General features: G+C 33.0%; 37 protein-coding genes and 1 tRNA gene. 28 read left to right on the plus strand and 10 right to left on the minus strand.

The features are described 5' to 3' along the window. Genes traJ through FW780_RS01895 form a run of 7 tightly spaced genes read left to right on the plus strand, consistent with a single transcriptional unit; the run spans window position 1 to window position 5,171 of the window. A complete protein-coding gene (traJ, locus tag FW780_RS01865) occupies window positions 1–993 on the plus strand; it encodes a conjugative transposon protein TraJ (protein WP_149831936.1) in 993 nt (330 codons plus the stop codon). Window positions 994–1,007: 14 nt separating this feature from the next. After that, window positions 1,008–1,631 carry a conjugative transposon protein TraK gene (gene traK, locus FW780_RS01870; RefSeq protein ID WP_149831937.1) on the plus strand — a complete coding sequence of 208 codons (624 nt, stop codon included), beginning with the start codon at window positions 1,008–1,010 and terminating at the stop codon, window positions 1,629–1,631. Between the two features lie 10 nt (window positions 1,632–1,641). Continuing rightward, a complete protein-coding gene (locus tag FW780_RS01875; protein ID WP_241676825.1) occupies window positions 1,642–1,911 on the plus strand; it encodes a hypothetical protein in 270 nt (89 codons plus the stop codon). A gap of 3 nt (window positions 1,912–1,914) precedes the next feature. Further along, entirely contained in the window at window positions 1,915–3,213 is a 1,299-nt protein-coding gene (gene traM / locus FW780_RS01880; RefSeq protein WP_149831939.1) for a conjugative transposon protein TraM, read from the plus strand. A gap of 15 nt (window positions 3,214–3,228) precedes the next feature. Continuing rightward, entirely contained in the window at window positions 3,229–4,131 is a 903-nt protein-coding gene (traN, locus tag FW780_RS01885) for a conjugative transposon protein TraN (protein WP_149831940.1), read from the plus strand. 1 nt (window position 4,132) lies between these two features. Beyond that, window positions 4,133–4,693 carry a conjugal transfer protein TraO gene (locus FW780_RS01890; RefSeq protein WP_149831941.1) on the plus strand — a complete coding sequence of 187 codons (561 nt, stop codon included), beginning with the start codon at window positions 4,133–4,135 and terminating at the stop codon, window positions 4,691–4,693. 10 nt (window positions 4,694–4,703) lie between these two features. Then, a complete protein-coding gene (locus tag FW780_RS01895; protein WP_149831942.1) occupies window positions 4,704–5,171 on the plus strand; it encodes a DUF3872 domain-containing protein in 468 nt (155 codons plus the stop codon). Between the two features lie 240 nt (window positions 5,172–5,411). Here FW780_RS01895 and FW780_RS01900 read toward each other — a convergent pair whose 3' ends face one another. Both FW780_RS01900 and FW780_RS01905 read right to left on the minus strand, forming a co-directional pair. Further along, window positions 5,412–5,855 (minus strand): JAB domain-containing protein, encoded by a 444-nt coding sequence (locus tag FW780_RS01900; RefSeq protein ID WP_149831943.1) that lies wholly within the window; start codon window positions 5,853–5,855, stop codon window positions 5,412–5,414. Between the two features lie 518 nt (window positions 5,856–6,373). Next, a complete protein-coding gene (locus tag FW780_RS01905) occupies window positions 6,374–7,369 on the minus strand; it encodes a PDDEXK nuclease domain-containing protein (RefSeq protein ID WP_149831944.1) in 996 nt (331 codons plus the stop codon). 214 nt (window positions 7,370–7,583) lie between these two features. Here FW780_RS01905 and FW780_RS22285 point away from each other — a divergent pair, with 214 nt between their 5' ends. Then, entirely contained in the window at window positions 7,584–7,757 is a 174-nt protein-coding gene (locus FW780_RS22285) for a hypothetical protein (protein WP_167510630.1), read from the plus strand. A gap of 95 nt (window positions 7,758–7,852) precedes the next feature. After that, a complete protein-coding gene (locus FW780_RS22745) occupies window positions 7,853–9,424 on the plus strand; it encodes a recombinase family protein (protein WP_149833787.1) in 1,572 nt (523 codons plus the stop codon). Here the strand turns inward: FW780_RS22745 and FW780_RS01915 are convergent. Continuing rightward, a tRNA-Arg gene (locus FW780_RS01915) sits at window positions 9,384–9,458 on the minus strand. The two genes, FW780_RS22745 and FW780_RS01915, sit on opposite strands and share 41 nt — an antisense overlap. 566 nt (window positions 9,459–10,024) lie before the next feature. On the opposite strand from FW780_RS01915, the gene FW780_RS01920 reads away from it, so the two are divergent. Further along, the gene (locus tag FW780_RS01920) at window positions 10,025–10,846 is read left to right on the plus strand and encodes a hypothetical protein (protein ID WP_149831945.1); all 822 of its coding nucleotides are present in this window, start codon (window positions 10,025–10,027) and stop codon (window positions 10,844–10,846) included. 475 nt (window positions 10,847–11,321) lie between these two features. On the opposite strand, the gene FW780_RS01930 is transcribed toward FW780_RS01920, so the two are convergent. The 4 genes from FW780_RS01930 to FW780_RS01945 are packed head-to-tail and all read right to left on the minus strand — an operon-like array spanning window position 11,322 to window position 13,392. Next, window positions 11,322–11,891 (minus strand): hypothetical protein, encoded by a 570-nt coding sequence (locus FW780_RS01930; RefSeq protein WP_149831947.1) that lies wholly within the window; start codon window positions 11,889–11,891, stop codon window positions 11,322–11,324. Further along, window positions 11,869–12,435, minus strand: coding sequence for a DUF4468 domain-containing protein (locus tag FW780_RS01935; RefSeq protein WP_149831948.1), 567 nt, complete (start codon window positions 12,433–12,435; stop codon window positions 11,869–11,871). The genes FW780_RS01930 and FW780_RS01935 overlap by 23 nt, the downstream gene beginning before the upstream one ends. Then, window positions 12,413–12,955, minus strand: a complete 543-nt coding sequence (locus tag FW780_RS01940; RefSeq protein ID WP_149831949.1) for a DUF4468 domain-containing protein — start codon at window positions 12,953–12,955, stop codon at window positions 12,413–12,415. Before FW780_RS01940 ends, FW780_RS01935 begins: the two co-directional genes overlap by 23 nt. 2 nt (window positions 12,956–12,957) lie before the next feature. After that, window positions 12,958–13,392, minus strand: a complete 435-nt coding sequence (locus tag FW780_RS01945) for a hypothetical protein (RefSeq protein ID WP_149831950.1) — start codon at window positions 13,390–13,392, stop codon at window positions 12,958–12,960. A 191-nt stretch (window positions 13,393–13,583) separates the two neighbouring features. Here FW780_RS01945 and FW780_RS01950 point away from each other — a divergent pair, with 191 nt between their 5' ends. From FW780_RS01950 to FW780_RS01960, 3 genes are read left to right on the plus strand one after another with little or no spacing between them, the layout of a single operon-like run. Beyond that, complete coding sequence (locus tag FW780_RS01950) at window positions 13,584–13,868, plus strand: hypothetical protein (protein WP_149831951.1); 285 nt, start codon at window positions 13,584–13,586, stop codon at window positions 13,866–13,868. Continuing rightward, window positions 13,831–14,361 carry a hypothetical protein gene (locus tag FW780_RS01955; protein WP_149831952.1) on the plus strand — a complete coding sequence of 177 codons (531 nt, stop codon included), beginning with the start codon at window positions 13,831–13,833 and terminating at the stop codon, window positions 14,359–14,361. Before FW780_RS01950 ends, FW780_RS01955 begins: the two co-directional genes overlap by 38 nt. Window positions 14,362–14,363: 2 nt before the next feature. Further along, the gene (locus FW780_RS01960; protein WP_149831953.1) at window positions 14,364–14,606 is read left to right on the plus strand and encodes a hypothetical protein; all 243 of its coding nucleotides are present in this window, start codon (window positions 14,364–14,366) and stop codon (window positions 14,604–14,606) included. A 7-nt stretch (window positions 14,607–14,613) separates the two neighbouring features. On the opposite strand, the gene FW780_RS01965 is transcribed toward FW780_RS01960, so the two are convergent. After that, a complete protein-coding gene (locus FW780_RS01965; protein WP_149831954.1) occupies window positions 14,614–15,171 on the minus strand; it encodes a hypothetical protein in 558 nt (185 codons plus the stop codon). A 25-nt stretch (window positions 15,172–15,196) separates the two neighbouring features. Between FW780_RS01965 and FW780_RS01970 the strand changes: the two genes are divergently transcribed. Beyond that, window positions 15,197–15,430: a hypothetical protein gene (locus FW780_RS01970; protein ID WP_149831955.1), complete on the plus strand. Its 234-nt coding sequence runs from the start codon at window positions 15,197–15,199 to the stop codon at window positions 15,428–15,430. Here the strand turns inward: FW780_RS01970 and FW780_RS01975 are convergent. Continuing rightward, window positions 15,427–15,609, minus strand: coding sequence for a hypothetical protein (locus tag FW780_RS01975; protein ID WP_149831956.1), 183 nt, complete (start codon window positions 15,607–15,609; stop codon window positions 15,427–15,429). The genes FW780_RS01970 and FW780_RS01975 overlap by 4 nt on opposite strands. Before the next feature lie 220 nt (window positions 15,610–15,829). Next, window positions 15,830–16,261: a hypothetical protein gene (locus tag FW780_RS01980; RefSeq protein WP_149831957.1), complete on the minus strand. Its 432-nt coding sequence runs from the start codon at window positions 16,259–16,261 to the stop codon at window positions 15,830–15,832. 185 nt (window positions 16,262–16,446) lie between these two features. Here FW780_RS01980 and FW780_RS01985 point away from each other — a divergent pair, with 185 nt between their 5' ends. The 14 genes from FW780_RS01985 (at window position 16,447) to FW780_RS02040 (ending at window position 21,531) form a co-directional block, all read left to right on the plus strand. Further along, window positions 16,447–16,719 (plus strand): hypothetical protein, encoded by a 273-nt coding sequence (locus tag FW780_RS01985; protein WP_149831958.1) that lies wholly within the window; start codon window positions 16,447–16,449, stop codon window positions 16,717–16,719. Continuing rightward, window positions 16,716–16,931 (plus strand): hypothetical protein, encoded by a 216-nt coding sequence (locus tag FW780_RS01990; RefSeq protein ID WP_149831959.1) that lies wholly within the window; start codon window positions 16,716–16,718, stop codon window positions 16,929–16,931. The genes FW780_RS01985 and FW780_RS01990 overlap by 4 nt, the downstream gene beginning before the upstream one ends. Window positions 16,932–16,991: 60 nt before the next feature. Then, window positions 16,992–17,384, plus strand: coding sequence for a hypothetical protein (locus FW780_RS01995; protein WP_149831960.1), 393 nt, complete (start codon window positions 16,992–16,994; stop codon window positions 17,382–17,384). Window positions 17,385–17,463: 79 nt separating this feature from the next. Beyond that, the gene (locus FW780_RS02000; RefSeq protein WP_149831961.1) at window positions 17,464–17,676 is read left to right on the plus strand and encodes a hypothetical protein; all 213 of its coding nucleotides are present in this window, start codon (window positions 17,464–17,466) and stop codon (window positions 17,674–17,676) included. After that, entirely contained in the window at window positions 17,673–17,858 is a 186-nt protein-coding gene (locus FW780_RS02005; protein WP_149831962.1) for a hypothetical protein, read from the plus strand. The genes FW780_RS02000 and FW780_RS02005 overlap by 4 nt, the downstream gene beginning before the upstream one ends. Before the next feature lie 2 nt (window positions 17,859–17,860). After that, entirely contained in the window at window positions 17,861–18,007 is a 147-nt protein-coding gene (locus FW780_RS22290; protein ID WP_167510635.1) for a hypothetical protein, read from the plus strand. Between the two features lie 2 nt (window positions 18,008–18,009). Further along, on the plus strand, window positions 18,010–18,411 hold the full coding sequence (locus tag FW780_RS02010; RefSeq protein WP_149831963.1) for a hypothetical protein: 402 nt from the start codon (window positions 18,010–18,012) through the stop codon (window positions 18,409–18,411). An 11-nt stretch (window positions 18,412–18,422) separates the two neighbouring features. Then, entirely contained in the window at window positions 18,423–18,698 is a 276-nt protein-coding gene (locus tag FW780_RS02015; protein ID WP_149831964.1) for a hypothetical protein, read from the plus strand. 1 nt (window position 18,699) lies between these two features. Continuing rightward, window positions 18,700–19,212, plus strand: a complete 513-nt coding sequence (locus tag FW780_RS02020) for a hypothetical protein (RefSeq protein WP_149831965.1) — start codon at window positions 18,700–18,702, stop codon at window positions 19,210–19,212. Between the two features lie 43 nt (window positions 19,213–19,255). Next, a complete protein-coding gene (locus FW780_RS02025) occupies window positions 19,256–20,032 on the plus strand; it encodes a hypothetical protein (RefSeq protein ID WP_149831966.1) in 777 nt (258 codons plus the stop codon). 12 nt (window positions 20,033–20,044) lie between these two features. Beyond that, the gene (locus tag FW780_RS02030) at window positions 20,045–20,320 is read left to right on the plus strand and encodes a hypothetical protein (RefSeq protein ID WP_149831967.1); all 276 of its coding nucleotides are present in this window, start codon (window positions 20,045–20,047) and stop codon (window positions 20,318–20,320) included. A 2-nt stretch (window positions 20,321–20,322) separates the two neighbouring features. Next, window positions 20,323–20,466 carry a hypothetical protein gene (locus FW780_RS22295; protein ID WP_167510636.1) on the plus strand — a complete coding sequence of 48 codons (144 nt, stop codon included), beginning with the start codon at window positions 20,323–20,325 and terminating at the stop codon, window positions 20,464–20,466. Continuing rightward, window positions 20,426–21,112, plus strand: a complete 687-nt coding sequence (locus FW780_RS02035) for a DNA methyltransferase (RefSeq protein ID WP_149831968.1) — start codon at window positions 20,426–20,428, stop codon at window positions 21,110–21,112. Before FW780_RS22295 ends, FW780_RS02035 begins: the two co-directional genes overlap by 41 nt. Then, a complete protein-coding gene (locus tag FW780_RS02040; protein ID WP_149831969.1) occupies window positions 21,109–21,531 on the plus strand; it encodes a helix-turn-helix domain-containing protein in 423 nt (140 codons plus the stop codon). Before FW780_RS02035 ends, FW780_RS02040 begins: the two co-directional genes overlap by 4 nt. Window positions 21,532–21,554 lie beyond the last annotated feature (23 nt).

Raw genomic sequence — 21,554 nt, forward strand, 5'->3', positions numbered from 1 at the left:
ATGGAAACGAGCAACTTACACGAAGTACTTCGTTCCGTTTATGAGGAAATGATGCCGATGTGCGCTGATATGGCGGCAGTAGCCAAAGGTGTTGCGGGATTGGGAGCTTTATTCTATGTAGCACTAAAAGTCTGGCAGTCATTGAGCCGTGTAGAACCTATTGATTTGTTTCCCATGCTGAGACCTTTTGCCATAGGCATATGCATTATGTTTTTTTCGACATTGGTTTTAGGAAGTCTTAATGGGGTAATGAGTCCGATTGTTAAGGGAAGCCACTCAATGCTGGAAAATCAAGTGTTGGATATGAATGAACTGCAGCAGAAAAAGGATCTTTTAGAACGAGAAGCGATGCTCAGGAATCCGGAGATGGCTTACCTTATTTCAAATGAAGAATTTGATAAAAAGCTGGAAGAGCTAGGATGGTCGCCATCGGATTTGGTCACGATGTCCGGAATGTATATTGAACGAGAAATGTTTGCCATCAAAAAAGATATCAGAGATGGTTTCCGGGAGTTTCTTGAAATATTGTTTCAATCGGCAGCCTTGGTTATTGATACGATAAGGACATTCTTTCTGATAGTGCTTTCAATCTTGGGACCAGTAGCATTCGCGATTTCAGTTTGGGATGGATTTCAGACCACTTTAAGTCAATGGCTGACAAGATATATCAGTGTTTACCTATGGCTGCCTGTTGCTGATATTTTCAGTGCCATTCTTGCCAAGATACAAACCTTGATCTTGGAACGGGATATCGAAATGCTCGCAGATCCAACCTTTATTCCTGATACCTCAAATACCGTTTACATCATCTATATGGTGATTGGGATCATAGGTTATTTTACGGTGCCAACGGTGACTGGTTGGGTAATTCAGGCTGGAGGAGCAGGCAATTTCATACGTAATGTAAATCAAACTGCCACGAAATCAGGCAATGTTGCAGGAGCAGCAGTAGGTTCAGCAACAGGAAATATTTCGGGAAGATTATTAAAATAAAAAAATGTAGTGGTATGGAATTTAAAACTTTAAGAAATATTGAGAGCAGCTTCAGGCAGATCCGCTTGTTTACGTTTGTTTTTGCCGTGTTGTGTTTTGGAGTGGTAGGTGTAGTTGTCTTTAAATCCTATCAGTTTGCCGAGCAGCAGCGTCAGAAAATATATGTCTTGGATAATGGCAAATCTTTAATGGTAGCGCTATCTCAGGATATGTCGATCAACAGGCCTGTGGAAGCAAGAGAGCATGTGAGACGATTTCATGAATTGTTCTTCACGATAGCACCTGATAAGAATGCTATTGAAAGTAATGTCAAAAGGGCTTTCAATTTAGCCGATCAATCTGCATTCAATTACTATAAGGACCTTCAGGAGAAAGGCTACTATAACAGAGTCATTTCAGGTAATATCCAGCAAAGAGTTGAGGTAGATAGTGTCGTTGCCAACTTTGACAGCTATCCTTATGACGTAAAGACTTATGCAAGACAGTTTATAATCAGGTCTAGTAACCTTACCATCAGAAATTTAGTTACCAACTGTTCACTGGTTAATTCTGTACGGTCTGACAGCAATCCTCAGGGATTTACCATTGAAAAATTCAACGTGCTTGAAAATAGAGATGTCGAAACTGTTGAACGCTAAAGGAAAAATAATGAAAAAACTAAGGGATATAATCGAAAATTATGTTGTAAAGGTTGAAAATCATTGGAAAGTTCTTCCAGTTGAGCGACAAAAATTCCTGACCAAGGTTTTCTTTGGCAGTTATGTTTTGCTGACAATTATTGTCATTATCAGTGTTTTTATTTCTACAAGTCAAAGGAGTAATATAATGAATATCAATCATATTGATGGTGTTTCTAAGAAAGCTATCGAAAAAGATTCTGAACAGAATGACACAGTAGAGTCACTCATTAAAAAATAGAATATGAAAGATTCAGAGAAAATCAAAGTGACAGAAAATGATCTCTCACAAAATTCCAAAGGAGTGAGTGACCCTCCCAAAGCGCCGTGGGAAAGACTGAAGAAGCCTATCATCTATTTTTTGATGGCTGCCGTGTGTGCGTCATGCTTTTACCTCATTTTTAAACTAAAAGCCAACAATAGGATTATTGAACAGAGTGGCTTTAATGCAGTCATTCCGCAGGCAAAAGATGGTCAGTTGCAGTCTATTAAGCAAAAGGCTTATGAGCAGCAGTTGTTAGAGCAAAAGAACGAAGAGAAAAGAAATGCTGTAACCACCTTATCCGATTATTGGAATGACCAAAGCGATTCAAATTCTAATAACAATCCATCAACTGTAACGACTGGAAGGAGTATTCTTCAGCAATCTGATCAGAATGCAGTGAACAGTTATCGAAATGCACAGCAAACCTTAAGCTCATTTTACAGTCGGGATGATCATGAAGTCAATAATCTGAGGAAAGAAATTTCAAGATTAAAGAATGAAGCCATGCAGAACAATGCTGCTTCTGTAGGTCTTGGAATGAACGATCAATTAGAACTGATGGAAAAATCATATCAGATGGCAGCCAAGTATCTTCCAACGACTTCAAAACAGGAAGAGGCAGTACCAAAACAACAGGAGGAAAAGCCAACTGAAAATAAGATAAAGCTGACACTGGCAAGACCATCATATTCGACTATTGTTTCTTCATTATATAGACAGCAATCGGATAGTGCCTTTATTGCAGGTTTGAATCAGAATAGATTTTATGATAGTCAAAATGATTCAGAGAATTTAGTTCAAGCAAAAAACGCAATAAGAGGTGTGGTCTATGAAACTAAGGCTTTGGTCAACGAAAGCATAGTATCCATAAGGCTTTCTGAAGCGATGCAACTCGGGCGAACTGAAATTCCATCGGGGAGTTTGCTGATTGCCACAAGTAAATTTCAGGGAGGACGACTTCAGTTAAAAATATCTTCCATTCAATATCAAGGTAATGTTTATTCTGTAGAAATCAATGTTTATGACAATGACGGACAATTGGGTTTATATGTTCCGTATTCACCGGAGCAGAGTGCCGTAAACGATATTGTAGCCAATATGAGCCAGACTTCAGGTACTAATATTATGATGACCCAATCAGCAGGACAACAGATTGCAGCTGATCTGGGCAGGGGAGTCGTACAGGGATTGTCGGGCTATTTTCAAAAAAGAGTCAGACAATTGAAAGTAACTGTAAAAGCGGGCCATCAGGTATTACTCTTACCCAAAAATAACTAATCAAAAAATTAAAAAATGAATACACAAAAGAGCCATTATATTCTCATTATGCTATTACTTCTGTTGGCAAGCAAAATATTTGGTCAGGATTCTGTGACAACTTATATTTTCTTGGAACAGGGAAAATTGGAACCTTTCAAAATGCAGGTCACCTACAGTAAAACGAGCCACGTGATTTTTCCATCACCTATACGATATGTTGATCTGGGGAGTGAACTGTTAGTTGCCAATAAGGCAGAGCCTATCGGAAATGTTCTCCGGATTAAATCGGTTGTGAGAGATTTTGAAGAGGAAACCAATTTTTCGGTCATTACTGAAGATGGAAAATTTTACAATTTTGATGTGTCTTACAGTTCTTATCCAGAAATACTCAGCTATGATTTATTAAAGCTTCAAAGGGGTATTGAACGGCAATATACTACTGATGTATTATTTGAGGACCTTAAAGGTAGCTCAACTACTCTGACTGGGCTTATTATGGAAAATCTCTACGAGAAAAGCAACAGAACTACTAAACATATTGTTTCAAAAAGTTACGGAATTGAGTTTTCAGTCAGGGCACTCCACGTTAATGAAAGCAAATTTTATTTCACATTGCAAATTGAGAATCAAAGTAATGTGGCGTATAGTATTGAATGGGTCAACTTTAAAATTGTTGACAAGAAGAATTTAAAACGAACCGTTGTTCAGGATAGGGTATTAGAAAAGGTACGTACCTATTTCCCGCAAATGACAGCAGTTGATCATTCAAACATAAAAGGTGTTTTCCTGCTGGATCAGTTTACTCTTTTAAAAGATCAGGTGTTGGAAATTGAAATTCTGGAGAAGAACGGGGGAAGACATCAGAAGGTACAGCTTGAAAATTCAGATCTGATTCGTGCAAGATTGATAAACAGTTTAACAATAAAAACGAAGTAAGATGAACAAAATATTTTTAGCAGTCATCTTAACGATTGCATTGAACAGCAAAACATTTGCTCAACAAATGATCCCTGGACAAACAGGTGTTGAATTTTCTTATTCAGTATTTCCAAAATCTCCTGAAAAGCAAAATTATGCGCTAAGTGCGGGGCTTGTTTCTTACCTAAGGAATGGTAATTACTTTTTTGCATTGGCAGAATATAGCATAAAGTATTATGAATACACCAACTATAATATTCCGATAGATACTTTCCTCCTGGGCGATGGTTACAGTTTTTATATATGGGGAGACTTCATGCGCAGTGTCAATCTTAATCTTGGAATCGGAGCTCTTGCAGGTTATGAACGGCTTAATAGAGGTAATGAATTGCTATATGACGGTTCATTGTTAACAGCAACAGATAACTTTATTTATGGAGCAAATGGTAAGCTTTCCTTTGAAAGTTATCTGACGGATCACTTTGTTTTTTTGGTCAACGGGCAACTTCGGTTTTTGAAAAATAGTCAAATGGCTCAGTTTCAATCTCTGTTCGGGGTTGGAATAAGATATAATTTTTAAAATATTTAAAATGAAAAATATAATTAATAATAAAAAAGGAATACACTTTAAATTTTTCATCATAGCAGTTATGGTCGGATTACTTGTACAATCATGTGAAAAAGATGATTTAGAAATTCAACAAAATTTTCCTTTTGAGGTAGAAGTGATGCCTGTTCAGAAATACGTTGCTAAAGGTGAAACTGTAGAAATCAGATGTCGTATTATTCCAAATGGAAATTATACAGGAACCACTTATTCAATACGATATTTTCAGTACGAAGGGCAGGGAAGTCTTCGTTTATTTAACGATCCATCTTTTGTTCCTAATGATTTCTATCCGTTAACTGAAAAGGAATTCAGGTTGTATTATACTTCTAAATCTACAGTTTCCCAAAGTTTTGATATTTGGATTTCAGATAATGTGGATAATAAACAAATGTTCAGTTTCCAATTTAATCCTCAAAGTGAGGGACTTTATAAAAAAGCTATCATTTAAATTTCAGGCTATTTCATCAGAAATAGCCTTTTGCTTTTAAAATAGTAGGTTATAAATAATAACCTACTATTTTAACTGTAATCTTTTTGAGAAAATTCATATAAGCTATTTTTTTTCAATAGGGTTACTCATAATTTGCGAAAAGACGTTCCCGCTCAAAGAAGGAATTGTTTTTTCGCCGAATTGATATAAGCGACAATTCATTATTGTCGCTTATGTTAGGTAGTGATAATTTTTGATTCAAAAATGCCCTTCATCAGCAAATGACAAGTAATCAGTTGAGGTCAAAATACAATGATCCAGCAATTTAATATTTAAAAATTCTGAGGCATTTTTAATATTCTGAGTAATTTTTTGATCTTCCGCTGAAGGTTTTAAATTTCCTGACGGGTGATTATGTGCTAAGATTATGGCAGATGCATTGCATAATAGCGCGGCCTGCATAATAATTCTTACATCGACTATTGTTGAAGAAATACCTGATTCAGATATTTTCTTTATCCCTAAAACTTTGTTTGCCTGATTTAAATACAAAGCAAAAAATGATTCCCTATAATCTATTTCATCAATATCAAAGTATTGACGGAATACATCAACAGCATCACGTGAACAGCTTATTAATTTCTCTGAATTACCTTTTCGTGAATAACTTAATTTTATTTCATTGACAATATTAAAATCCATGTGATTGCTCTTGTACGGCAGAGACTTGAATTTCCCGTACTTATATTTGTGATTTGTTCTTATCTTTTATCCTTCTTTGTCCCTACAAACCTTTTAGGGTTTGTTTAATATTTTTCAAAAGAAAAACCGGAAAAAAGAAAGCAGATATGAAGTGCTGACAATGAAAAAAGCCAAAAGGAAACGGAATAATTGGAGGGTACCTTCAGGGAGGAAGCCGTTTATGCCGTAGTCTTTTGGCTGCATAAGCGATGGCTGGCAACAATAGCTTAGCTGCCTTTTTACCGGTTATTTTTGGAAATGTTAGAACTTTCAATAAAAATCCAGTAGGATTAATGAATATAAAGTCTTATTATAAAACTAAGGTGTTGCAATATAAGATCTAAGGTGGGAGTTATTTGGACATGATTTACAATCACTAAGTATAAGTGATTAGCTATGTAGTTTTTTCAGCACAATCAAATTTTACTGATTTTCCAATATAATCTGAAAGGCTTAGCTTTGTTATATACTTGTTTTATTTAGCTGAGGTTATCCAGTTCAAGTTTTAATCGATCTGCTTCGATAAGCTGCTTTAATTCTTTCTCATCGGGGAGATATGTTCTGTATTTACTTGCGAACAATTTTTCATTTTCAGACATAACAGAATATTTTACCACTGTTTCATCTTTTTCCGTACATAGAATGATGCCAATAGTTGGATTGTCATCATCACCTTTTTTAAGATCATTATACATTCTAACGTACATATCCATCTGCCCAATAGCTTCGTGCGTTAATTTATGTGTTTTTAAATCGACAAGTACGAAACACTTAAGATAGTAATTATAAAAGACAAGATCTATAAAGAAGTCGGAGGTATCGGTAACAATGTGCTGTTGCCTTGCAACAAATGCAAAACCTTTCCCTAACTCCATCAGGAATTGTTGAAGGTGAGAGATGAGTGCTGATTCTATTTGAGTTTCTGTTTGTGAGGTATCATTTGGTAATCCTAGAAATTCAAATATGTATGGATCTTTTATGAAAGATGAAACTTCTTTCCCATCATTATTCTCTGGAAATTTTAATAATCTGCCCAAGTACTGGCTGTCAATATTTCGTTGCAATGTTCTGGTATTCCAATTTCCTTCAATGGAATGATCAATATACTGAATTCTATGATTCGGGTTATCAATTCTGCTTATAATCCTGTAATGAGTCCAACTCAATTCGGTACGCACTGCGTTCCAAATTGGGAAAGAGCTAAAGAATGCCCTCATATTGCTCAGGTTCCTTTCATTGAACCCCTTGCCGAACTCAAGAGATAGTTGGTTTGCTAAATTTTTAAGTAAATATTTTCCATAGCCAGCACGTTTTTCACCATTTTGCTCATCCTGGACAATGAGTTTACCTATTTCCCAGTACATCTTTAACAATATGGTGTTAGTAGTTCTGTAAAGGCTTGATTTTGAATCTGCAATAATTTTAGCAATTGAATGATAAAGTTCTTGCTTTGGCTCCAGGTGCTGTTCTTTCATAGTCTCAAATGTACAAAAATTAGATGTTTTGGATAAAAAAAACTGTAGTCAATTAAATGTAACAGACTGCCATCAAATACATTTTGAAGACACTTGGAAACTTTCAAGTATAGGAAAATAAGTCATTTACTGCCAAACAGATGCTTTTACTTTCATAACGATACCTTCTCTAAATTATGTATTCAATTTTATGTTCCAAAACAAAAGTGTGAATATGGAAAAATTACAAATAAGTACAATGACAACTGAAGAAACAATTGAGCTTCTTAAAACTGATGGTGTGTACGTTACTGTGGAGGAAGCGAAAAATATTTTAGTATTTTTATATTTAATTGCCGGTCTTGTAACTAGTGAAAAATTCAATTTTGAAATAATACTAGTCGATTAACTTCTTTAATAAATCTTGTTTTTACTATTAAGTTGATTACAAACCTTGTAAATACTTTTCGATATCTTTAGGTGAAAATTTTTAAACTAATTATTATGAGTAATGTTGCTTTATATATTCGTGTATCAACTGATGAGCAGGCAGATAGAGGTTACTCTCAACGTGATCAGGAAGAACGCTTAAAAAGGTATTGTGAAACTAATAATCTTAAAATTGATAATCTTATTTTTGAAGATCATTCAGCAAAAAATTTTAATCGTCCAGGATGGAATGAGCTCTTAATTTATCTAAAGAAAAAAAAATCTAAGATTGATAAAGTTTTATTTACTAAATGGGATCGCTTTAGCAGGAATGCAGGTGACGCATATCAAATGATAAGTATCCTTAAAAAACTGGGAGTAGAAGTCCAGGCTATAGAACAGCCATTGGATCTTTTCATACCAGAAAATAAAATGATGTTAGCCATCTATCTTGCTGCACCAGAAGTAGAGAATGACAGAAGAGCACTGAATACATTTTATGGTATGCGAAGAGCTCAAAAGGAAGGAAGATGGATGGCTAGTGCTCCTTTCGGATACATTAACAAAATTACTGAGGATGGCAAATATAAGTTTATTGAGCCTAAAGAACCTGAAGCTTCAATAATACGTTATTTATTCAATGAAATAGCAAAAGGAATTGAGGCTCCTGAAACTATACGACGACAGCTTTCAGAAAAGGGAGTAAAAATTTTGAGTAATCAAGCTTTTCATGTTGCGATAAGAAATCCAGTGTATTGTGGTAAAATATTTATAAAGAAATACCGGGATGAAGAAGCTCACTATGTAAAATCTTTACATGCTCCTCTTATAAGTGAGACACTATTTTATAAAGTTCAGCTCATTTTAGAAGGTAATAAAAGAAAAACCCGAAAGTATATAAAATTTAGTTCTGCGGATGTTTTTCCATTGAGAGGTTTTTTGATTTGTCCGAAATGTGGAAAAAATTTAACTGCCAGCGGTTCAAAGGGAAGTCAGAAAGTATATTATTACTATCATTGTAAATCATCTTGTGGATTTAGGCAAAGTGCTGAACTTACCAATAATCTTTTTGTAGAGGAATTAAAGAAATATGAGTTTCTTCCTTCAGTTCAAAAAATCTTACAAAATATTCTACTAACAGCCTATAAAAAGTATAATAACAAAACTGGCGATAGAAGAAAAAGAATAATTTCTGAAATAGAAACTTACAATGCTAAGATAGCTTTTGCACGAGAAAAATTATTAGCGGAAAAAATTGAAGATGACGATTACATGATTATTAAAGCACAGTCTAAACAAAAAATTGAAATTCTTGAAAATGAACTTCATTCTTGTTTAGTTGCGACTCGTAAACCAGAAAAAGTTGATGATCGCTTAAACAAGGCTCTATCAGTAATATCTAACTTATCATTATTATACCAATCAAGTAGTGTAGAAGCAAAAAGAAAAATAATTAGTTCGATATATCCGGAAAATCTTGAATTTACAGGAATTGAATATCGAACTACCAGAGTAAACTCTGTATTAAGAAGTATATCTCTTGTAACCAGTAGATTAGGTGATGTAAATAATAAAAAAAATGATAAGAAAACAGCTTATCCCTGTCTGGTAGCCCCACCAAGGATCGAACTTGGATCTAAAGTTTAGGAAACTTTTATTCTATCCATTGAACTATGAGGCCTGTTCTAAATAAAACGTTTTTTGCTTCTCTAAACTGTAAGCTAAACGTTTGCTTATTGAGAATCAACGAAGTTGATTACATCTTTGCTGCCTTTAGAATATAAGTAAACCTTTGCGTGAAAATGTAAGCAGTAAAAATACTTTTTTCCAGATTTTAACTGAGTCGAATAATCTTCAGTAAGCTTTATTTAAAAAGGGTATATGGGTAAAAGAATCTGCCCTTTAGGGACGGGAACAACGTTCTTTTAAAATCTAACATGTTGATAATCAATGTTTAAAAATTTGTAAAAATTTCAATAAAAATTAAAATTGTGCCATATTTGTGCCGTTTTGTTAAACGATATATTCAAAATTTGCTAACAAAATTGTTAAGAAAAAACACAAAAAAAGTTAGAAAGTATAATATTTTATCACTTTGCTATTCGTAACTTTACTATTGTCGATACTTATTACACCAATAAAAAGTTACTTTTAAAACAATATAAAAAGCCACTTTAAGGATTACACTAGCTAAATGTATGATGTATCGACACCCCTTATTGTGGCTTTTAATTTAAAATAAATTCTATGGGCAATTTAACAAATTTTGCTGACAACAGCAACAGAAATGAAACAATTAATAATGCTCTTTCAGTTTTTAATGATGTTCTATCTATCAGGGCATATTTTGAAAGAATAAGAGAACTTAAAAATTCCGGAGAAAAATATCCTGTAGATCTGGATGATGTTTGGGCACTGTGCTATCCAAAAAAGCAAAATGCAACAAATTCTCTAACGAGTAATTACATAGAAGATTTGGATTATTCGGTTTTTACCAAAAATGGTAAAAACTCCAAAGGAGGTAGGCCAAAGATAGCATATATGCTGTCTGTGTCTTGTTTTGAACACTTTATAGCAAGAAAGCATAAGGAAGTTTTCGATGTATATAGTAAGATGTTCCATAAAACAATGGATGAGGCAGATGGTAAAAAGATTATGTCTCAGATTGATATTTTAGTACAGTCAGCTTTAGCTTTGCAAGAACATGATAGACGAATTTCTACCGTCGAAGAAAAAGTAAATATGATATTAGAAGATCAGGAGCGAAATATCAAGCAATTAAATGAAATTCCTTTCGAGCTTCATAAAGAAGAAACTGAACTGGAATTGCCGGTAAGAGACAAGATAAGACTTCTTGTAAATAAAATATCAGCAGCAACTTCTATTTCTCAGCATGAGATCTGGAATAACGTTTATCAAACTCTATATTATAATTATAGAATATCAATTAAGAGCTATAAGAAAGAAAAGAAAAATGAAAGCTATCTGGATATTGCAGAAAGAAAAGGTTTCCTTGAGTGTATTTTTGCAATTGTAAGTAAATTGGTAGCTGATAAACAAGTAGCATAATACTATGAAAACACTAACTGTAAGCCTAAACGATATTTACACTTATGTGTTCAATATTACTTGCAAGGAAGAATTCGCGAAGTTCTTAAACTACCATAAAAGTAATTATGATGTGATGGAGGACTATTATCCAAGAATGGAGGACGGGACAATTTTTGATGATACATTGGCCTTCTACGAGAGTAAACAGATGACAGTCGATTTGCTTATGACCTATTCCGCAATGTCTCATTTGTTAATTGAGTTGAAAAAATATTTTAAACTACAATTATTTGATGATGGACAAGCGTTAATATACGATAGAATTTTAGATAGTGAAAAGCGATTGAGGAATATATTTCTTAAATAAAAAAGTTAGCGCTATCAAAGTGCTTAAAATTTACTGCTAAAATACACTTAAATACTTTGCTGATAGGCATTGTCATAGTGCTATCAACTTAAATATGTTCAAATAAAAAAGGCCCCGTTTGGGGCTTTATTTTTTACTAGGGGTTGTATAGTCTTTTGTGATTCTAAGGAGTGTTGCTGTTTCAATTACATTCATTTGATAATATATATTGTTTTTTTTGAAAATTACATAATAAATATAATCTGACAAATCACTAGAATTTCTCAATATGTTCACAATTTCATTAAATTTCAAATTATTTTTATATATTTTATCTTTGATGCTACTTACGAATGAGTCTACAATAAAATAATTAGAATCGTCATTTAATGTTTTAGATATTATATACCACGACTCTTTGTTGTCAAACTGCCTTTTAGACAAAATAGATATTTCGTCTATTCCAGCTATATCATCCTTCTCATATGCTATGATACTGAAAGTATCATATTCATAAACTCTTTTTTCAAGTCCAAAATTTGTTTCTCTGTCTCTACTTGATTTACCAATTGATATTTCGAAATCAGTATAGGATGTATTAATTCCTGCTGCTATCTTTTTAAATTGATCTGAAGTTTGAGAAAAAAACAAATTTGATGCTAATAAAAATAAAGTAAGTAAATTATTTTTCATCCTACCAATTATTATTCGTTTCATGTTTTTTATTCATAGCGTCTTTTAAATCGTAAATTAACAATTTAATTTTTTCATCAGTTTTTTCTTTTATGTCATTCCATGGACCTTTTCTCAGAAAAACATCATTGGTTTTGTCGGGTTTATCATTAGTGGTTAACAGCCCATAATTTATTGCACTTTTTGGCCTGCAGTTAGTGCCCTCATGAACTAATGAGTGAATAATATATTTATAGCGACCATTTTTTAAGTATATGTTTATTTTAAAATTTACATATCCTATAGTACACAGAGCACCAACATATATTTTTTTTGTATAATATCTCAGTTTTCCACCGCCTGTTATTTCTCCTTCATTGCTATCTTCAATTGTAAATACTTCTCCGTCATCTTTCAGGCTTTTTGTAATCCAATCTCTCGCCCTATTGTATAACTCCTGTTTTGTCACTGTAGAATCAACCGGCACGACTTCTTCATATTTTAATTCTTGAGAGTAAATTAAGCTTGAAATTAGTAATGCAAGCAAAGCGCATATATTCTTTATATTACCAGTCATTGTTGCCTTCATAATTTTTGTTCATTCCCTTTTCAAGACTAGAAGACAGTAACTTAATTTTAGAATCTATTTTTTCTTTGACATCTTCTAATGCTAAATCGTATGCAATTCCTTTTCCTATGCTAGGAGCCTCTTTAGTGTTAGAAATTACTCCAAAATTACCAGCTCTACAAAGATTACCGGCGGATCCTTTATGATCGAATAAATCATATAAATATTTATATCTACCATTCTTAACAAAAATACTGAAGTGATATTTAATAGGCCCTTCCACGCATGAATAGCCTTTGTATTTATTATCTGTTCTATAATCAATTACTCCAACGCCACTTATTTCTCCATTGTTCATATCCTCTGTTATTATAAAGCTATTCTTGCTATTGTAATTTTCTTTCGCCCAGACTCTAGCCCTATTAAATAGCTCGTCTTTTGTGATTGTTGAATCAACTTTTATAACTTCTTCAAACTTAAAGTTCTGAGCGTAGGCAAACGTTGTGCTTATTACAAATAGAAATGAAAGTATTTTTTTCATGATTATTTTTTGTCGTATCTAACATCAAAACCAGATTCGTAAATCACTGCTTTATTCCCATCTAATTCTTTAAGATAAATCGTTCTCATTTTGGTTTTATCACCTTCTTTGTATGAAAGATATAATACTGGATTGTCGGTTTTAGTCGCTCCAATAATTATGTATGTTCCTTTCTGAATCTGTCCCATTGCGTTTTTGCTTTGATAATTTGAATCATTATCAAAATCAAAGGTAGATTTATCTACATCGCCGTTGTAAACCCAATAACCTGGAGATTTGTGCCCCCAAAATTCCCAATGACCAATCATTTGAGATTTTATATATTGAGAATCCTCAAACTTATTCTGTTCAATTGGCGTGTCATCAGAGCTGGAACAACTTGATAAAGTACTTAGTGATAGAATACTTATAGCTGAAGCGATAATAATTTTTTTCATGATTAATTTTTGCCACAAATATAGAAATTAAAAAGTATAAGAAAATTACGGAAACCCGTAAAAAATAAGTATAAATACGGTATTGTAGAATGAAATAATTATATATATTAGCAGGACTGATAAAGCTAGCATGAATTCGTGTAATGCTTTAATTATTAGTATTTTTACATAGAATTTAAAACCCTTATTTTATGAAAACAAAACTAATAATCTTTACTGCAGTTGTAGCGGTGTTACTTTGTGCATGTTCGGATCGCGATGAAGAAGTAAGAAAAGAAGCAATCGAGTCAGTAAAAAACAGTAACCAAAAATTTAAGTTAAACAAATCTGGTATTGATAGCCGAGATGCTGAGCCACAAACAATCAATGATTCAATCATTGTGAAAAGTGGTAATGCAACTATGGCAGATGATCCAGATACAAATCTAGATCCAGGAAATGAAGGAGATCCAAAAGACGTTCCTCCAAGAAAGTAAAATCAAAAAATCAAAATCTGCAAAAATAGGGTCGGTGCTTTTAATAGTATCGGCCATTTTACCTTGTATAGATGTTATTTTTAAAAGATATGTTCCTGGAATGGACACTTTAAAAGACTCACAAGGAGTGCTTGTAACGGTAGATATTTGGCTTGTTACGTTGTTTATTTCGCCCGCTTTAATACTGCTGGCTGTATCGTTTAGGCCCAATCCTAAACTTTATTTTTTCCCTCTTCTTACCTCGTTTTATAGTGGGACAGTATATTTTTCCCCTATTCTAGGAGGAAAAGTTGATTTTCTAAAAGTAAATAGTTGGACTTTTTTTATTGTTTCAGCTGTAGGGGCTCTCTTATATATGTGGCTTTTAAAATACATAAGATGGCTAAGGTTGGAAGAAAATGCTTCTGATCATTTTAAAAATGACTTAAAAGAAGAAATAAAAAGATTAAAACAAGAGAACGAGCAGTTAAAATCCAACAAACACCAGATTTAAAGATGAAAAGCTACGATTATTTACTTTTAGAGAAGCTGCTTGAAAAAAACAGGAGAATGTTTCGAAAGAAATTGATTGAATCCGAAGAGTATATTGATAATCATGAAATAATAATGACTAAAATTAAAAAAGTCATATTTAAATTTGAGAAATATGATATTGATATATTGCAAAATATGGATATTGACGAAACACTTGAAAGGTTCCGAAGAGAGATATTTTTAGTTAAGTTTAATCTTAATTAAATACAGCTTAACTTTTCTCCTTTTTTTGCGTTAAACTATTTTTAAGATCTAGAATTAGATCCGAAACCGCTATTCTTTCCTTCTCTATAAATTCAATAATTGCTTTAGCTTGATCTTCGTTCTGTTTTTTTTGTGCTTCTAGGCTTTTCTTTAATTCTTTTACTTCTGATAATAGGGTGTCAAAATTAGAATCTGATTTAACTGCTTTATTATCTGTTTTTAAGTTTGTGGGTGTGTTTTCTTTTTCTGATTGGTTATACATAGGCAGCTCGCCCAATAGAAGCCATTTTTTTGATACATTATATGTATCAAGAATACTATCTATAATTGCTTTTGACGGTTCTGGATATTTGTCAATATTACCTCTTTTGTCAATCTTAAATAGCCTATCAACACTTTGTTGACTTATGGTTTTTTCTCCTTTAGTTTTCTTCTTTAGATTTTCACTAATTTCTCTTGCAAAAGCAGCAGTGTTTCCAAAAGTCTTTTCAGTTATAAGTTCTTTAATCCTTAAATTAATATCCGGCAATATACATACCGCGTTTGTATTTTCTTCTTTTTTCATATATTTGTATAAATATTAGATGGTTATGAACGACAAGGAAATAAGTATTGAGCTTTTAAAGCTGTATCCCCAGTACGAACATGAATATACTTTTGAACAGTTTTTAAATTTATTTAATGCTATTAGAAAGTTTATTCCTAATAGAAAAAACACAGTGACACATATTACAAAGGACATTTTAAAGTCCTTTCAGGGCTCTTTCAAAGAAGATATTTCACAAGCTGTAATTATCGAATTTGATAGATTTACTGAGCATTAATTTGCTTCTATGTAATCTAATCCCTGTTTTGTAATACGAACGTAAATAGTAGAGCTTTCAGTTGCTCCAATTTCTTTGACTAATCCCTTCTTAATTAATTTTATTAGATCAGTGTATTCCGGATCAGATACTGAAAACTCTCGTTGACCTTCTTTTATTTTGACTAAAATTTGTTTCATATTTTAATGATTAACAGTTATGAAAGAGTACATATCTTTGCTTGAGGAATATTTGTTTTGGGCAGAAAATCGAAAAACATTTGATATAATTACCTCCCAATTATTTAATAACTCTATAAAATTGTCCTATAAGGTCTCACTACTTAAGTTCACTCTAAACATTCTCAGAAATGATTATCCCGAAATATTGGAGCGACTAAGATTTACCAGAAATATTGATTTAAATTCTGCCACTGGTAATTGAAAAGCCTTTAGTAGTACCTGGCTTGTTTGTTCCAAAGCTAACAGGAATAGAAAATTTAATTTTGTTTATAGCTGTGTTTTTCAAATTTAGCTCATCAACACTTTCATTTTTGATGTTTCCGCCTAAGCTAAAATTGAATAAAGAAACTACTTGTATCCTAGCATTTCCTTCTTTGCTATCTTTTTCAATATCAATTTCTTCTTTACTTATAGATACTGACAAATCAAATACTATTTCTTGTGCCTTTCTTACAACCCCTTCATTATTCGTTCTAACATTCCCGCTAGTATCAGTTGCGGGATTTATTAAAACATCATACTCTTTCAAATTTTCTTTTGCTTTTTCAACGCCAATTGCTATTTCTGTAATAGTATCAGCCACAAAAGCAGATAGATTCAATGTTTCCATATAAAATTTTTCTCACTGGTTATCAATTAGTTAAGTGTTTTGATGGTAAAATAAACAAACAGCGCTTGTAAATAACAAACATTGTATGTATATTTGTCTCAACAAAACAACAACGCAAAGTTAATCTTTTTGTTGGATGTGAAAAAACAGTGATAAAACTAATTTTTAATTAAAACAAATAATGTATGGAAAGTTTAATAATTGGGAAAACGATAAGTGCAGAAATTTCCTACTACTTGAAAGAATATACAACGGCTCAGGATATTGCTGATGTCAATACTGAGACTGGTATCGGAACTTCAACTTTAAATTATGTAAAACGAAGAGCAGGTAATATTTCAGAGGAAAATAAAAAGGGCATTATCAGCTTAGCAAAAAAGGCTTACGAAAACGCAGAAGCAAAAAGGAAAGAAGCTATTAAATGCAAAAAGGAACTTAGTTTAATTCTTCAATTATGAGTCTGGGGCTTAATGAACTTGTAAAAGGACAAATTCAATTCTGTTTAAGTCAAATTAAAAATCCTGAAGAAAGATTTCAATTACTGCAAGAAATGATGCCGGGGTCTTCAAATGAGAAAGAAATATTTGAGTTGACAAAAAAAAGGATTGAAGCAAGTATCAATAAAAAAGAAAGGTTTAAAATATTACCTAAGAGAAGAGTAAAAAAATGAGTCGCACTGCTGTAACAGAACGACTCGGCAAAAACGAAATAGTAATAAAATCACTACATCATGAAGGCAAAAGTACAAAAAACAATTTTAGGAAAAGAGATCAAAGGTTTTGCATTTTATAAGCAGCTTGATCACAGAGTAAACAGAATGCGTGTTCATGGAGTTATTTGGTTGGATGAAGGATATAGAATACATGTAGTTCCTAATGAGTTTAGACAATTGAATGAATTAGGACAGGTGTCAGGGTCGGTTTTAAAATCTAATCCCGGTTACAGACAAATAAAGAGAATGATTGCTAGATGGTTTCAGACTTATAGAACAAGTAGAAAGTCATTTTTCAGAGAAAAAGTCTCAACAATGAGAGAAGCGTGTCAGCAAGCAGAATATAGTTTGAGGATAAAGATGATCCAAAGAGGTAGAATATCGTTTAACCATTATTTTACAGCATCATGAAAGCTTTATTTCTACTCAAATGCTGGTTTATATATCAGTTCATCTGTTTAATTGAATACTTACTTAAAAAACAATAATCATGGAAGCGAAAATTAAAGGATTTATAGAAGTTAATGTTAAATCTAGTGGTGAAATAAAAGTGTTAGTAAACGTATCAAACATTGCTGACGTGACAAGTATGGGAGGAAATAATGCAATTATTTCAACTAATGCAGGTTCTGAATCTCACATAAAAACCAAAGAGTCATATAGTGAGATAATATCATTAATCAAAGAAGCCACCGAGATATGAGCATAACAGACTACCTACAAAAGCCAATTTCCGAGAGAAAACAAATTGTAACTGAACCGGTAGGGATTAAAGATCAGTTTTGGCTTGAAAGACTAAAGACTGCTTTTAAATTTTCTAATCCGTTGGCTGTTTCGCTGCATAAAACATTAGTAGATGAATACTGGACACTTAAAAAATCATAATCATGACACTATCTGTAAGAATTACAATTGCTAATGAAGGCGGGATCTTCTACATAAATGGCAAAAGACTAGGCCACGATACATTAACCGAAATGGAAATGCAGGTCTTAAACGAGTTCATCAAAGAGTTTAAACAATCAAATCAATAATTATGACTAAAGAAGATAAAATTAAAGAAGCTTGGGGCGAATATTACGAGCAAATTAAAAATGAATTAGATGAACATGGTAGATATAGCTACAGTGATCAAAATACTAACGAAAGAAAACGTAAAATGTGGCAATTTGAAAATATAGAGTGTCATCAAATTTACGATTTGGAATTATTAATTCCTTCAAGTATTAAAGGAATCGAAAACAACAACGGATGGAATGCATGCATGAACGAAAGCCCACAGCCGACTGAGTCTGGAATGTATTGGGTAATTATACATCATTTGGGTAAAATATTTTTAGATACTAGATTTTATAATTCCACTACTAATGAATGGGATGGGTATCCTAATGTTAGCCACTGGCAATTATTGAATAGACCAGAAAATCCTGTTTACTAAGCAAAAATGATATGGATATTCAAGACTACAGCCGGGGGCGGAATAACGCTAATTCCAAACTGGCATTCAAACAGGCAAAGGTGACAATTCCAAAAATGCAGCATAAAGTATATGAACTTGTGGATGGAATTAATTCAACCATAGAGATCGCAAATATACTGGGAGTTCCGATTCACACGATTTCGGGGAGATTCTCAGAGCTAAAAGCAAAGCAAAAGATATTTCAATCATCATCAAAAAAGATCGGCAGTAAATCATATGCCGTGTATACCAAAACAATTAATTAAAATGGAAAAACAATCTAAAACGCACTTCAGAAAAGTGTACAAGTCTGATCACCTTGGAGTGGCAGATCTTGAAGACTATCTGGAAGAGGGTAGGAGGCTTGTTTTCAAAATACGAGAAGTTAAACAGGAGTTAGGAGTAAGTGTAGCAGGGAAAAATGGAAACTTCAATATCGCATATTTTGAAGAAAAAATTAAGCCACTGGTATTGAATGCAACAAACGCTGCAGTATTGAAAGGGTTTTCTGGTTCGTCTTTCGTAGAAGACTGGAAAGGATTATTAATCGAATTATTTATTGATTCAACAGTAAAGATGAAAGGTGATGTTGTAGGAGGCGTTAGAATCGTAAAGAAACAGCCAATAATTGATAGTGATTTGACAAACGAAATTAACGCATGCAAAGAAGTTTCTGAGCTTGGTAAGTTATTCGGAAAAATGTCAAAAGAGCAACAACAGAGATACAAAGTATTAGTAACTGAACGTAAAAAAGAATTAGAGAATGTTAAGAGTGCATGATTTTTCAAATTACAAATTCCGTCCTCATGCTATTGGTAAAATAATGAAAGGACTTCCAAAGCCTTTGACTCAAAATCAACAGGAAACCCTAGCTGGATTGTTAGAAAAAAGAAGGCTGGGCACGATTACCGATAAGCAAACGGTAACGCTCGGAGATCTAATAAAAAAAAGAGATGCTAAGCCGGTTCTGTCTGATGGTGCAAAAACATACCTTACAACTATTTTCAAAGAGCATGTTTTTAACAGAACAAAAGAAATTCAGAGCAAATATTTATCAAAGGGAATTTCGGTTGAAGATGAAAACATCAATCAATACAACGAGGTTAAAGGAACTTTTTTTATCAAAAATGAAGTCAGATATGAAAATGATTGGTTCTCCGGAGAAATGGACATAGAAGAGGATGACGAAATAATTGATTTCAAAAGCTCATGGGACTACTCTACTTTTCCACTTTTTGAAGATGAAGTTCCAAACGAAGATTATGAAGATCAGCTTCAGTCCTATATGGATCTAAGGCCTCATATAAAAAAAGCCAAATTAGTTTATGGGCTTGTTGATACCCCTAATGATTTAATCATTGACGAAAAAAGAAGGATTGCCTGGAAACTCGGATTTCTTGACGGACTACCTGAAGAGCTCGATCAAGAGATAACAAAAAACATGACCTACGCTGATATTCCAAAAGAAGCGAGAATCAAAGAGTTTATTATTTACCGAGACGAAAAACGGATTCAACAAATTAAAGACATGATAATCCTGGCAAGGGAATACTTAAACTCACTTAACACAACATTAGCAACACACTTACAATTAATTTAAAAACAAATAAAAATGAGCAAAATAATCAATGTACGTCTTGAACTAGACAAAATCGACAAAACAAAAATCGTAGTAGGCGAAAAAGGTAAATATCTAAATATTATCGTAGCTGAAAGAAAAGAAACAGATCAATACGGAAATACTCACACTGTATATATCCAACAGACAAAAGAAGAAAGAGAAACCAGAGAAGAAAAGGTTTACATGGGTTCAGGAAAGGAGTTTGAGTTTGAAAACGATGTTAAAAACTTGGTTCCGGGTTCGGATGATGACGATTTACCATTCTAGCCATGAAAGAAAAAGCCGGATACTGGACTGGCCGTGACAGCAACGGCCTCTTCAAATGGAATGAAAAACGCTTAATCAGATTAGACAACGACAAAAAGAAAACCAATGAAGATAACAAAAAAAATAACAATAACAAACGAAGATAATATGGAGCTTATGGCTCGTTATCCTGACGGATATTTTGATCTTGCTATTGTTGATCCACCGTATGGTATTGGAATAGATGGGCAAAAAAAGTATGTAAGTAAAAACCCAAAACACAACAGAAAAAATCATGATAAAAAGAACTGGGATTCTTGTATTCCTTCAATAAATTACTTTAAAGAATTATTTAGGGTTTCTAGAAATCAGATCGTTTGGGGAGGTAATTACTTTACAGAATTTTTAAATCCTACTAAAGCATGGATATTTTGGTACAAAGGACAAAATGATTTGACTATGTCTGACGGAGAGATGGCATGGACATCATTTGATAAAGTTACACGACAGATTAACATAAATAGAGCAGAACTTATTAAACAAAAGACTTTCCATCCTACTGAAAAGCCAATAAAGTTATATAAGTGGCTATTAGATAAATATGCTAAACCAGGAGATAAAATTCTTGATACTCATCTAGGCTCTGGAAGCATTGCAATAGCATGTTACGATTATGGTTTTGAATTAACTGCATGCGAACTTGATACGGATTATTACAGAGCGTCAATTGAAAGGATTACTAGACATATAGCATTTAATCAAAGTTTATTTTCACCAGAACAGCTTAACCAACAAAATACTTTATTCCAATGAAAAACCCAAAAACAAACCCCGAAATTGAGGCAATTAAATCAAGCCTTTGTAAGGAATTAGGCTATCTGCCAGGAGATAAAATTCCAAATAGTAATGTTTCGATAGTATTAGGTAAAATTGATGCCACAGCAACATTAATATACGCTAAAAGCCAAAATCGTAAAGCCAGATTTGCAAGGCCCGGAGAATGCCAATACACTATTGAACTTGAAAAAGGAAGAGCTCCAAAAGTATCAAAACCTGAAGACGCTTTAATTTCAACAGCAGAAGCAGCCAAAATTCTTGAAGTTCATGCAAGCAACTTAAATGCAATCAGAGTCGCTGGTAAAATAGAAGCTGAAAAGATAGGAGGAAGATATTTCTTCAAGCCGGAAGAAGTTGAAAGATATAGAATACAAAGAGCTATTGATAAGCTTTAAATAAAACAACCATGCATTAGTGA

The sequence above is a fragment of the Chryseobacterium sediminis genome, assembly GCF_008386505.1.
Taxonomy (GTDB): Bacteria; Bacteroidota; Bacteroidia; order Flavobacteriales; family Weeksellaceae; genus Chryseobacterium; species Chryseobacterium sediminis.

Excerpts from the sequence above, each read along its gene's own strand:
- traJ (WP_149831936.1), top strand. The coding sequence starts at position 1 with ATGGAAACGAGCAACTTACACGAAGTACTTCGTTCCGTTTATGAGGAA.
- traK (WP_149831937.1), top strand. The coding sequence starts at position 1,008 with ATGGAATTTAAAACTTTAAGAAATATTGAGAGCAGCTTCAGGCAGATC.
- FW780_RS01875 (WP_241676825.1), top strand. The coding sequence starts at position 1,642 with ATGAAAAAACTAAGGGATATAATCGAAAATTATGTTGTAAAGGTTGAA.
- traM (WP_149831939.1), top strand. The coding sequence starts at position 1,915 with ATGAAAGATTCAGAGAAAATCAAAGTGACAGAAAATGATCTCTCACAA.
- traN (WP_149831940.1), top strand. The coding sequence starts at position 3,229 with ATGAATACACAAAAGAGCCATTATATTCTCATTATGCTATTACTTCTG.
- FW780_RS01890 (WP_149831941.1), top strand. The coding sequence starts at position 4,133 with ATGAACAAAATATTTTTAGCAGTCATCTTAACGATTGCATTGAACAGC.
- FW780_RS01895 (WP_149831942.1), top strand. The coding sequence starts at position 4,704 with ATGAAAAATATAATTAATAATAAAAAAGGAATACACTTTAAATTTTTC.
- FW780_RS01900 (WP_149831943.1), bottom strand. The coding sequence starts at position 5,855 with ATGGATTTTAATATTGTCAATGAAATAAAATTAAGTTATTCACGAAAA.
- FW780_RS01905 (WP_149831944.1), bottom strand. The coding sequence starts at position 7,369 with ATGAAAGAACAGCACCTGGAGCCAAAGCAAGAACTTTATCATTCAATT.
- FW780_RS22285 (WP_167510630.1), top strand. The coding sequence starts at position 7,584 with ATGGAAAAATTACAAATAAGTACAATGACAACTGAAGAAACAATTGAG.
- FW780_RS22745 (WP_149833787.1), top strand. The coding sequence starts at position 7,853 with ATGAGTAATGTTGCTTTATATATTCGTGTATCAACTGATGAGCAGGCA.
- FW780_RS01920 (WP_149831945.1), top strand. The coding sequence starts at position 10,025 with ATGGGCAATTTAACAAATTTTGCTGACAACAGCAACAGAAATGAAACA.
- FW780_RS01930 (WP_149831947.1), bottom strand. The coding sequence starts at position 11,891 with ATGAAACGAATAATAATTGGTAGGATGAAAAATAATTTACTTACTTTA.
- FW780_RS01935 (WP_149831948.1), bottom strand. The coding sequence starts at position 12,435 with ATGAAGGCAACAATGACTGGTAATATAAAGAATATATGCGCTTTGCTT.
- FW780_RS01940 (WP_149831949.1), bottom strand. The coding sequence starts at position 12,955 with ATGAAAAAAATACTTTCATTTCTATTTGTAATAAGCACAACGTTTGCC.
- FW780_RS01945 (WP_149831950.1), bottom strand. The coding sequence starts at position 13,392 with ATGAAAAAAATTATTATCGCTTCAGCTATAAGTATTCTATCACTAAGT.
- FW780_RS01950 (WP_149831951.1), top strand. The coding sequence starts at position 13,584 with ATGAAAACAAAACTAATAATCTTTACTGCAGTTGTAGCGGTGTTACTT.
- FW780_RS01955 (WP_149831952.1), top strand. The coding sequence starts at position 13,831 with ATGAAGGAGATCCAAAAGACGTTCCTCCAAGAAAGTAAAATCAAAAAA.
- FW780_RS01960 (WP_149831953.1), top strand. The coding sequence starts at position 14,364 with ATGAAAAGCTACGATTATTTACTTTTAGAGAAGCTGCTTGAAAAAAAC.
- FW780_RS01965 (WP_149831954.1), bottom strand. The coding sequence starts at position 15,171 with ATGAAAAAAGAAGAAAATACAAACGCGGTATGTATATTGCCGGATATT.
- FW780_RS01970 (WP_149831955.1), top strand. The coding sequence starts at position 15,197 with ATGAACGACAAGGAAATAAGTATTGAGCTTTTAAAGCTGTATCCCCAG.
- FW780_RS01975 (WP_149831956.1), bottom strand. The coding sequence starts at position 15,609 with ATGAAACAAATTTTAGTCAAAATAAAAGAAGGTCAACGAGAGTTTTCA.
- FW780_RS01980 (WP_149831957.1), bottom strand. The coding sequence starts at position 16,261 with ATGGAAACATTGAATCTATCTGCTTTTGTGGCTGATACTATTACAGAA.
- FW780_RS01985 (WP_149831958.1), top strand. The coding sequence starts at position 16,447 with ATGGAAAGTTTAATAATTGGGAAAACGATAAGTGCAGAAATTTCCTAC.
- FW780_RS01990 (WP_149831959.1), top strand. The coding sequence starts at position 16,716 with ATGAGTCTGGGGCTTAATGAACTTGTAAAAGGACAAATTCAATTCTGT.
- FW780_RS01995 (WP_149831960.1), top strand. The coding sequence starts at position 16,992 with ATGAAGGCAAAAGTACAAAAAACAATTTTAGGAAAAGAGATCAAAGGT.
- FW780_RS02000 (WP_149831961.1), top strand. The coding sequence starts at position 17,464 with ATGGAAGCGAAAATTAAAGGATTTATAGAAGTTAATGTTAAATCTAGT.
- FW780_RS02005 (WP_149831962.1), top strand. The coding sequence starts at position 17,673 with ATGAGCATAACAGACTACCTACAAAAGCCAATTTCCGAGAGAAAACAA.
- FW780_RS22290 (WP_167510635.1), top strand. The coding sequence starts at position 17,861 with ATGACACTATCTGTAAGAATTACAATTGCTAATGAAGGCGGGATCTTC.
- FW780_RS02010 (WP_149831963.1), top strand. The coding sequence starts at position 18,010 with ATGACTAAAGAAGATAAAATTAAAGAAGCTTGGGGCGAATATTACGAG.
- FW780_RS02015 (WP_149831964.1), top strand. The coding sequence starts at position 18,423 with ATGGATATTCAAGACTACAGCCGGGGGCGGAATAACGCTAATTCCAAA.
- FW780_RS02020 (WP_149831965.1), top strand. The coding sequence starts at position 18,700 with ATGGAAAAACAATCTAAAACGCACTTCAGAAAAGTGTACAAGTCTGAT.
- FW780_RS02025 (WP_149831966.1), top strand. The coding sequence starts at position 19,256 with ATGAAAGGACTTCCAAAGCCTTTGACTCAAAATCAACAGGAAACCCTA.
- FW780_RS02030 (WP_149831967.1), top strand. The coding sequence starts at position 20,045 with ATGAGCAAAATAATCAATGTACGTCTTGAACTAGACAAAATCGACAAA.
- FW780_RS22295 (WP_167510636.1), top strand. The coding sequence starts at position 20,323 with ATGAAAGAAAAAGCCGGATACTGGACTGGCCGTGACAGCAACGGCCTC.
- FW780_RS02035 (WP_149831968.1), top strand. The coding sequence starts at position 20,426 with ATGAAGATAACAAAAAAAATAACAATAACAAACGAAGATAATATGGAG.
- FW780_RS02040 (WP_149831969.1), top strand. The coding sequence starts at position 21,109 with ATGAAAAACCCAAAAACAAACCCCGAAATTGAGGCAATTAAATCAAGC.